Source organism: Campylobacter concisus, assembly GCF_902460875.1.
Classification (GTDB): Bacteria; Campylobacterota; Campylobacteria; order Campylobacterales; family Campylobacteraceae; genus Campylobacter_A; species Campylobacter_A concisus_AA.
The window spans coordinates 43,361-51,255 of the sequence record NZ_CABPVR010000009.1; the positions used below are offsets into that span (position 1 = coordinate 43,361).

Annotated in this window: 7 protein-coding genes and 1 pseudogene; all 8 read right to left on the reverse strand. The window is 34.1% G+C overall.

The annotated features are described in order from the left end of the window. A pseudogene (locus F3H01_RS09470) lies at positions 1-420 on the reverse strand (hypothetical protein); the annotation flags it as partial. Between the two features lie 53 nt (positions 421-473). Next, positions 474-905, reverse strand: a complete 432-nt coding sequence (locus F3H01_RS06630) for a fatty-acid--CoA ligase (protein WP_084108329.1) — start codon at positions 903-905, stop codon at positions 474-476. Next, entirely contained in the window at positions 906-4,001 is a 3,096-nt protein-coding gene (locus F3H01_RS06635) for a cytochrome c biogenesis protein CcsA (RefSeq protein ID WP_149725250.1), read from the reverse strand. A gap of 45 nt (positions 4,002-4,046) precedes the next feature. Beyond that, positions 4,047-4,604 carry a c-type cytochrome gene (locus F3H01_RS06640; RefSeq protein WP_149725251.1) on the reverse strand — a complete coding sequence of 186 codons (558 nt, stop codon included), beginning with the start codon at positions 4,602-4,604 and terminating at the stop codon, positions 4,047-4,049. Between the two features lie 93 nt (positions 4,605-4,697). Next, a complete protein-coding gene (locus F3H01_RS06645) occupies positions 4,698-5,933 on the reverse strand; it encodes a major outer membrane protein (RefSeq protein WP_149725252.1) in 1,236 nt (411 codons plus the stop codon). A 255-nt stretch (positions 5,934-6,188) separates the two neighbouring features. Then, on the reverse strand, positions 6,189-6,626 hold the full coding sequence (locus F3H01_RS06650; RefSeq protein WP_103593124.1) for a hypothetical protein: 438 nt from the start codon (positions 6,624-6,626) through the stop codon (positions 6,189-6,191). Between the two features lie 133 nt (positions 6,627-6,759). Further along, positions 6,760-7,347, reverse strand: a complete 588-nt coding sequence (locus F3H01_RS06655) for a hydrogenase-4 component G (protein WP_149725253.1) — start codon at positions 7,345-7,347, stop codon at positions 6,760-6,762. Positions 7,348-7,429: 82 nt separating this feature from the next. Continuing rightward, positions 7,430-7,864 (reverse strand): Dps family protein, encoded by a 435-nt coding sequence (locus F3H01_RS06660; protein WP_021090517.1) that lies wholly within the window; start codon positions 7,862-7,864, stop codon positions 7,430-7,432. Between the last annotated feature and the right edge of the window lie 31 nt (positions 7,865-7,895).

Consider the following 7,895-nt stretch of genomic DNA (forward strand, 5'->3'; position numbering starts at 1 on the left):
TATCTCTTTGTCATCTTTGTAGTTTTTTCCGCCTAAAAAGATTAGATAAATAAGTGGTGTAACATAATTAAATCTTAAGAATAGCGCTACGATACAATGAAAAAAGCCGTAGTTATATCTGATACAAACATAAAAACCATAAATTATATAAGCTATCATTAGAATCAAAAAAGCATAGAATATAAAGCCTAAACCAGCATAATCTGAAATATTTAAAAAGCTGCGAACAAAAATAAAAGTACTTACCAAAGCAGGCAATATAATGACTGGAAAAATTAGATGAAGCCCAATTAGGTCAAATTTACTCGTATAAACTTTTATATTATATCTACCTACAGGGATTATCAAAAATATAGGCAATACGATTGAAAATAAAATAAGAAATATCACATACATAGAATCAATATCATAAGAACTCATTTTTATACCAAATTTAATTTTAAGATATTTTAACTACACTTTTTTGAATAAATTTATCTACGATTTTTGCGATTTTCTATGCCAATTTTCTCACTCTCTTCTATTTCGACAATGTAGCTTGGGTTTTTCTTTTTAGCTTCTTTGTCTAAAAAACTAATGAGCTTTGCATCAGAATTTTTATGAGAGCAGATTAAAATTATAAAATTTATATAGTTGTTTGCCTCTTTTGGCATGACTTGGTTATTTTTAGCTGGTATACTAAAATTTCCTACAAAAATTTGAATAAGTTCGAAAAGCTCGTTTTTACTTAGGCTATTATCACCGGCAAGCTTTTCAAGCTTTTCGATTGTTATCTCTTCTTTTTCTAATGCAAGCTCCTTTATTTCGGCGCTATAATCTCTATTTCTTAAAAGTAGATAGATTAACGCGCAAATTGCAATTAATAGCAATACAATAAAGAAAACTATTAGACCTTTTATTAGCATCTAAAGCCTTGAGCAAAGTGAGCGCTTTGTAAATGCTAAAACACTCATAAGCACCATTATTACGATACTAATCCAGACAAAATCAGGCACTGGTAATGGATCTCCTGCTGCATATGAGTGCATGCCAGCTAAATAAAAATTTACACCAAAATAAGTCATAATAATCGACCAATAAGCAAAGAATGAAGCCACCGCAAATGCATACTGGTTGTTTAGCTTTGGAATAAATCTCATATGAAGAACTGCGGCATAAACAAGTATCGAAACTAGTGCCCAAGTCTCCTTGCTGTCCCAGCCCCAATATCTGCCCCAACTCTCGTTCGCCCAAACACCGCCTAGGAAATTTCCAAGAGTAAGCAAGCTAAGTCCTAGTATCATAGCCATCTCATTTATACGGGTAGCTTCAAGAATATTACGAGAAATTTCTGGATTTGGCTTTTTCTTATTTTGTAAAATGATAAGCAATAGTGTAAAGCCACCAAGTAACGCGCAAAGCCCTAAAAATCCATAACTTGCAGTAATGACAGAGACATGTATTGTTAGCCAGTAGCTTTGAAGCACCGGCACAAGTGTAGTGATCTGCGGATCCATCCAGCTAAGGTGTGCAACAAATAATGTAACACCAGCCAATATAGACGTAAGAGCAAGAGCGATAGGGCTACGTTTTGCAAATACGATACCAGAAAATCCTAAAGCCCAAGCGATATAGACCATCGATTCATAAGCATTACTCCAAGGTGCATGCTCAGCAATGTACCAACGAAGTCCAAGTCCGACGGTATGAGCAAGAAAAGCTAGTAAATTTATAATGTATACAACTCTTACGATACCATTTATCTGAACCTTTGGAGCTAGCATTTTGATAAAAACAAAAAATAAAAGCGCAAGGCCAGCCAAAAGATAAACCGGTGTCAATCGCTCAAAAATTTGAATTTTATTAAACAAAATTTCTACATTTATCTTTTCTTCACTTGGCATTACAGCAGAGCCATACTTTTGCTGATAGGCTGAAATTTTATCAAGTGCAGCATCAGCCTTGCTCCAATCATTATCTTTTGTTGCCGCATCAACTGCTGCAAAATACTCTCTCATCATATTGATGACTAGATCGGCCTCTTTAGGCGGAAAGTACATCATTGCACTAGCAGGCGAATACCAAGAGTTTGATGGATCATCTTGTTTTGGAAAAATTTTAAAAATTTCACCAATAAATATCATATAAAAAACATTCAATCTCTCATCGATCTTGATTACGTCTTTATCAAACGTATTGCGCGATCCAGGATGCTTGCGATTAGCAATTTCGGAAAATTTTGTGAGTTTATATTCACTTCCGCCATCTTTTGTGGCTCTAAAAAAATCATTAAAACTTGCATACTTTGCATTTTCATCTATACCAAGCTCTTTTTTTAGCTCCTTACTTTGTCCAAGTGAGATAATTTTTTCACTTCGCCAAAAATCAGGCGTTACCATTATTGAAAGCGTCGCTTGGTTTGAATTTAGACCGCCTATACTCTCGCCTCTGTGAATTTTGTTTAAAACCTCTTTACTAAGCGTATCAAATGGCTTCATTCTACCATCTGAGCTTTGCACAATAAGCCTAGAAAGCTTTTGTGTGTGCTCTTTGCTGATATTAGGTAAAAAGTCTTCAGCCTTTAATGAGCTAAAATTCAAACTTAAAAGCATAATGGCAATAATAGCAACAACCTTTTTACCACCTTTTGTTGATTCATTATCTATTAACTTAGCTAGTTTTCTAAAGCGGCTACCAGGATTTACAACATTTAACACAAATCCAAGCCCAAGTAGAAAATAGCCGATATAAGTTGGTATCTTGCCTGGATCTTTATTGACAGAGAGAATCGTTCCTTTTTCATCTGTATCGTATGAACTTTGGAAAAATCTATAACCATCATAGTCAAGCACGTGATTCATATAAATTTTATAGTCAAGCCCCGATATGTTTGTATCGTCTTTTACAATAACTTCACTTGAATAACTCATAGGCGAATTTGAGCCGGGATATCTTTTAAGCTCAAAGTCTTTTAAGTATAGGCTAAACGGAAGTTTAACTTGCTGTGCTCCCCACAAAGCGTTAAATTTTTGTCCAGCCACAGCCAATCGTGAAGGCTCTGTTAGGTTATAAAAAATATGCATCTCTTTACTCTCGCCTTTATAATTTAATTCAGCTATCAAGGCGTTGAATTCGCTATCTTTTATGCTAACTAGCTTTCTTGAGGCATGAGCTGAAACTAATCTTGGAGCAAAATTTATATTTGAAATAGTATAAAGACTACCCATGCCAAAATCACTTACGCTACCAGCTTTTAACTCAGTTTTTGAACTATCACTCATTGTAAATTTTGAAAGATCAGTATTTGAAGTAACTGTGAAATTTCCGTCCACTAATTTAAAAAGCACATATTTTTTACTCTCATCCGGCTTAGCATTAAAGATAAAACTAATATCTGCAACTCTTGCTTCCTCTTCTTCTAACAAGAAAATTTCTTCACTTTCACTCTCGTTTGAAACCACAAATTCCACTACTGGTTGCCCATTTTTATCATCCACAAACTTATAGCTTGCATTTGGCACAAATTCTTTAAATTTTAAATTAGCTTCATTATCTGCTATTTTTAGCTTTAGATCAAAACCTTTTTTTGCATCAGAAATTCCTAGTGGCAAAGCAGCGTTTATCTCTTCTCCATTATCATTTAATGCGGTTAAATTTAAATAGGATATTTTTGTCGTAACGATATTTGACTGAGTTTTTTCTCTTATATGCATATCAGCCTCAAAGCCAAGATATCTTGTTATTCCGGCACCGATTAAGATAACGATAAAACCAAGGTGAAAGATAAGCGAAGGGAGTTTTTTGGGATCTATTAAGTTATATCTAAAGATATTATAGGCCAAATTTATACCAAGAAGTAGTTGAATGAGTGCAAACCAGCTGGCACCATAAACATAGTACCATGCAGCTTCTGTGCTAGTTTTACTTTCTATTATCGTAGCGGCTCCGCTAGCTATGGCAAAGATTATCATCAAAATGATAGCTGAGCCCATACTTAAAAATAATGATCTTGGATTTAACATCTGCTTCCTTTTATTTATATTATGACAAAGCTATCAAAGTGAAACTTATCTTAAATAACTGCCTTGCTTTGTTTGAGTAGAGACCGGCTTGTTCTCATTTGTGTCTTGTTCAGCAAATGCATCTTTACCTTTTAGATAGGCGAGAATCGCGCCAAGATCATTATTTGAAATAATTTTAGCTTGGTTTTGCATTACATTTTTGCCACTTCCGCCAAAACTTGAGTCGCTTCTATAAGAGATGATGCTATCTTCAATATCTTTAGCATCCATATTTTTTAGAGGTGTTGAACCAAATGGCCTTTTATCAGCATTCTCGCCATGACAGCTAGCACATTGCTTTTCATAAAGCTCCTTACCCAAAGAAACGCTATATCTGCCCTTTCTATCAACGCCCAATTTTAAAATTCTATTATCTTTATAGCGTCTTGGATCTTCATCAACATAGACATTTACTTTTTCATTTCTATCATTAGCCTGCTTTTTTGCCATTTCAGCAAGTTCTTTACCAAATTCGCCACGAGCTTCTATATAATAAACTTGCGAAGCCGCAAAGGCATTTGCCACCAAAAAACACGCCAAAAAAGAAATTTTGATATTTTTCATAAGTTTCCTTGAAATTTTGCTCTAAATTTAAAAATCCCAGATCAGATTGCTTCCGACCCGGGATTATATCATAAGTTGATTAATTAGCTGATATTAGAATGAGTATTTAGCTTCAAATCTAAATTTATCTTCTTTCTTTTTCTCATCATTATCTAATTTATGTGTTTGGAAAGAGTAGAATGAACTAAATTTCAACTTCTTGCTGTATTGATAAGCAAATCTTGGAACAAATTCTTCAACCTTATCTTTTGCATCTGGATTACCAGCACCAGCTGATGTTTTTTGAGTGCCTTTTACGTAGTCTAAACCAGCTGTAAATTTATCAAATGTATAAGCGCCTGTTACATAAAAGAAGTTACCTTTGCCTTCTGCATGTGTCCAGTCAAATACATCTTCACCTGCATCAATTAAGCTTCCTTGGTCTTCAAATGAAAAAGCTGATATGCCTTTATCTTGAGATTTCCAACCGATATAACCACCAGCTAAATCAAAACCAAATAGTGAAGTTGAAAGTTCTCCAGCATAGAAGTTGCCATCATTATATCCTAGTTTGCTTTTTGCACTAGCATCGGCTGTGCTATTTACATAGTTAAGTCTTGCGCCCAAAGAAACATCATCAGTAATAGCAAAATTTGCTGAAACATCAGCTGCAAGTAAGTCAGCTAAATTTGTTAAGCTAGCATACCATAGTTGGAAGTTAATAGGATCATATGCTCCAGCAATACCAGCTGCATATAGATTACCAACATCATACTTATTCAATTGATTAGTTACACTCACATCATATAGATCACCATCGCTCTCACCACTGCCTTCAAGTGCATCAAATGCTAAAGCTGTAAGTGTAAGACCTTCGATGTCTTCATTTACTACTCTTACGCCTGTGCCAACAGCATCATCAGTAAAGTATGAACCTATAACTTGCTTACCAGCTGTTATAGTAGTAGCACCTACTTTGTATCCTAGGTAAAATTGGTAAACTTTAAATGGATCAGTTGTATTTGTTTTATCTGTACCATCTGTATTAGCTGTTCCAGCATTATCGCCTGAACCGTCATTTGCATTATATCTGAGACCAACAACACCAAAAAAGTTATCATCGATAGCAGCTTTAAAATTTGTGATCATTTTAAAGTTATGTTTTGCATCATTAGCTTTTTTGACATTTTCTTGTTTTTTGTCATACTCATGAGTGTGAGTATATCTATATCTTGCAAATCCTGAAAGATCTACATTTTTTATAGCTTCTTCAAGTGGAGTAGCACTTGCTACGCTTGAAAACGCACCTAAAGCAACCAAAGTGGCTAAACTAATTTTTGTTAGTTTCATTTTTTCTCCTTTTAAGGTTTTGTGCTGACGATTATAATCAATAAAATTTAACATGAAGCTTAAAATTTTTAATTTCAGTTACCGATCGTTTACCGTAATTAATCAAAAATAGATAAAAGTTGATAATTTTAAATAAAACAAGGACAAAATTTTAAAGGAGTAAAAAGAAAAAGGGGCTGTTGCTTTGCCCCTTAAAAGGAGTTCTAGTTTTGATTGCTGTTGAAATTATATAAGCAAGCAGTAAATCAACGGTAATTAAAAAGAAATTTTTTCCTCTTTTGGCACTTCGATATTTGTTTTTACATTTTTTCTTTTAATAATCACTTCATTTTGTGGCTTTTTTATACCATTATATAAGCCACTAGAGCCACCCTCTTTTATAAGAAGCATATCTATAAGTTTATCTGCATAAAAAGTCGCATAGACTAAGTCGCCTTTATCATAATAGTATCTATTTGCACAAAAATTTGCTTTATTGAGTTTATGGTTTTTTGTATCGCTCGCCACTATTTCATAGCAGTATTTTGAATCTTTATAAGTAACCTCTTTTATAAAACCTTTAATCGAGCTTTTTGCTGGTGTATTTTGCATGACCTGTCTTGGCTGTTTTCGCACTGGTGGGTTATCCTCAAAAAATGAGCAACCCAAAAACATGATAGCAGTTGCCAGTGGAAGTAAAATTTTAGCTTTCATCTCTTCTCCTTAGTGTAAAATGGCGAAGTATAACTTTTAAGATTAAATAAATTTTGTGGAAAATTAAAGGCTCGTATCTAAATTTATATACACGATCATACAAATTTATCTTAGGCGAGCCTGCCTAAGATAGTTAAGCTGAAACATTTAAAACGTTACCGCCAAGCTCGGCGATCTTTTTATCAAGTGTCTCAAGGGTCTTTTCGATAGTCTTTTGTGAAATTTCAGGAAGTTCACCTCCCCAAATTTTCTTCGCATCCTCAAAACCCTTTGCCACGCCCTCTCTACCAGCTTTTAGTTTTTCTATGTCATCACCTGCACCATTTAGCACAAAGCTAGCTATCCTATCAGCCGTATTTGTGATACCAAAAAATCCATTCTCACTAATAAGATCATTTGCCTCATCACTAGTTAGCTCGTTTAAAGATTTACCATTATAGCCGATATTTGCAAGATCAAGTCCTGATAAAATTTCTGATAAATTTTTAGGCGCATTAAAGCTTAAGCTACCTTGGGCTAATAAATTTGAACTACTGCTTTTAACGATCTCTTTTTGATACTGCAAAAAGTAGCTATTTGAAATGTCTTTGGCTGTTAAATTTGTAATTTCAGACTCTTTTTTAGAGATATCCTTTTCATCTTTATGAAGTGAAATTTCTGATTTTACATTTTCTTTTAGACTTGAACTATTATATGAGTTTGCGATTTGAGAAATTTTCATTTTGGCTCCTTAAAATTTATAAAATCAATATCGCCAAAAAGTAGAATTTATTTAGATAGAGCGGGAAAACTCCCGCTAGTAGTTATTTGCTAAGTGTTGCGTTTAGCATCCAGATGGCTTTTTCAAATTTTGCAATTTGGTCTTGTGCATACATTTGGGTTGTTGTATCGCCTTCTGCAAGCTCGTCAAGCTTTTTAAACTCGCCCAAAAGGTGTTTATAATCAGCCAAGACAATCTCTAAAACCTCAGTTGGAGTGTAAATTTCTTTTGGCTCGTGTTTGATATGAGTAACTTTTGCTAGCTCCTCAGCCTTGACGATAGGTCTGCCACCAAGCATAAGAGCTCTCTCAGCTGCATCGTCAAATATCTCACTCATATCTTCGTAAGCTTTTTCTGTGTATTCATGAACGCTAAAAAATTGAATACCTTTTACATTCCAGTGAAGATCGTGAAATTTAATATAAAGTGCATTTGCATCAGCCTGAATAACATTTAATTGTAAAATAACTTTTGACATTTTGTCTCCTTCTTTATTATAAATATGATGA

Excerpts from the sequence above, each read along its gene's own strand:
- F3H01_RS06635 (WP_149725250.1), bottom strand. The coding sequence starts at position 4,001 with ATGTTAAATCCAAGATCATTATTTTTAAGTATGGGCTCAGCTATCATT.
- F3H01_RS06630 (WP_084108329.1), bottom strand. The coding sequence starts at position 905 with ATGCTAATAAAAGGTCTAATAGTTTTCTTTATTGTATTGCTATTAATT.
- F3H01_RS06640 (WP_149725251.1), bottom strand. The coding sequence starts at position 4,604 with ATGAAAAATATCAAAATTTCTTTTTTGGCGTGTTTTTTGGTGGCAAAT.
- F3H01_RS06660 (WP_021090517.1), bottom strand. The coding sequence starts at position 7,864 with ATGTCAAAAGTTATTTTACAATTAAATGTTATTCAGGCTGATGCAAAT.
- F3H01_RS06645 (WP_149725252.1), bottom strand. The coding sequence starts at position 5,933 with ATGAAACTAACAAAAATTAGTTTAGCCACTTTGGTTGCTTTAGGTGCG.
- F3H01_RS06650 (WP_103593124.1), bottom strand. The coding sequence starts at position 6,626 with ATGAAAGCTAAAATTTTACTTCCACTGGCAACTGCTATCATGTTTTTG.
- F3H01_RS06655 (WP_149725253.1), bottom strand. The coding sequence starts at position 7,347 with ATGAAAATTTCTCAAATCGCAAACTCATATAATAGTTCAAGTCTAAAA.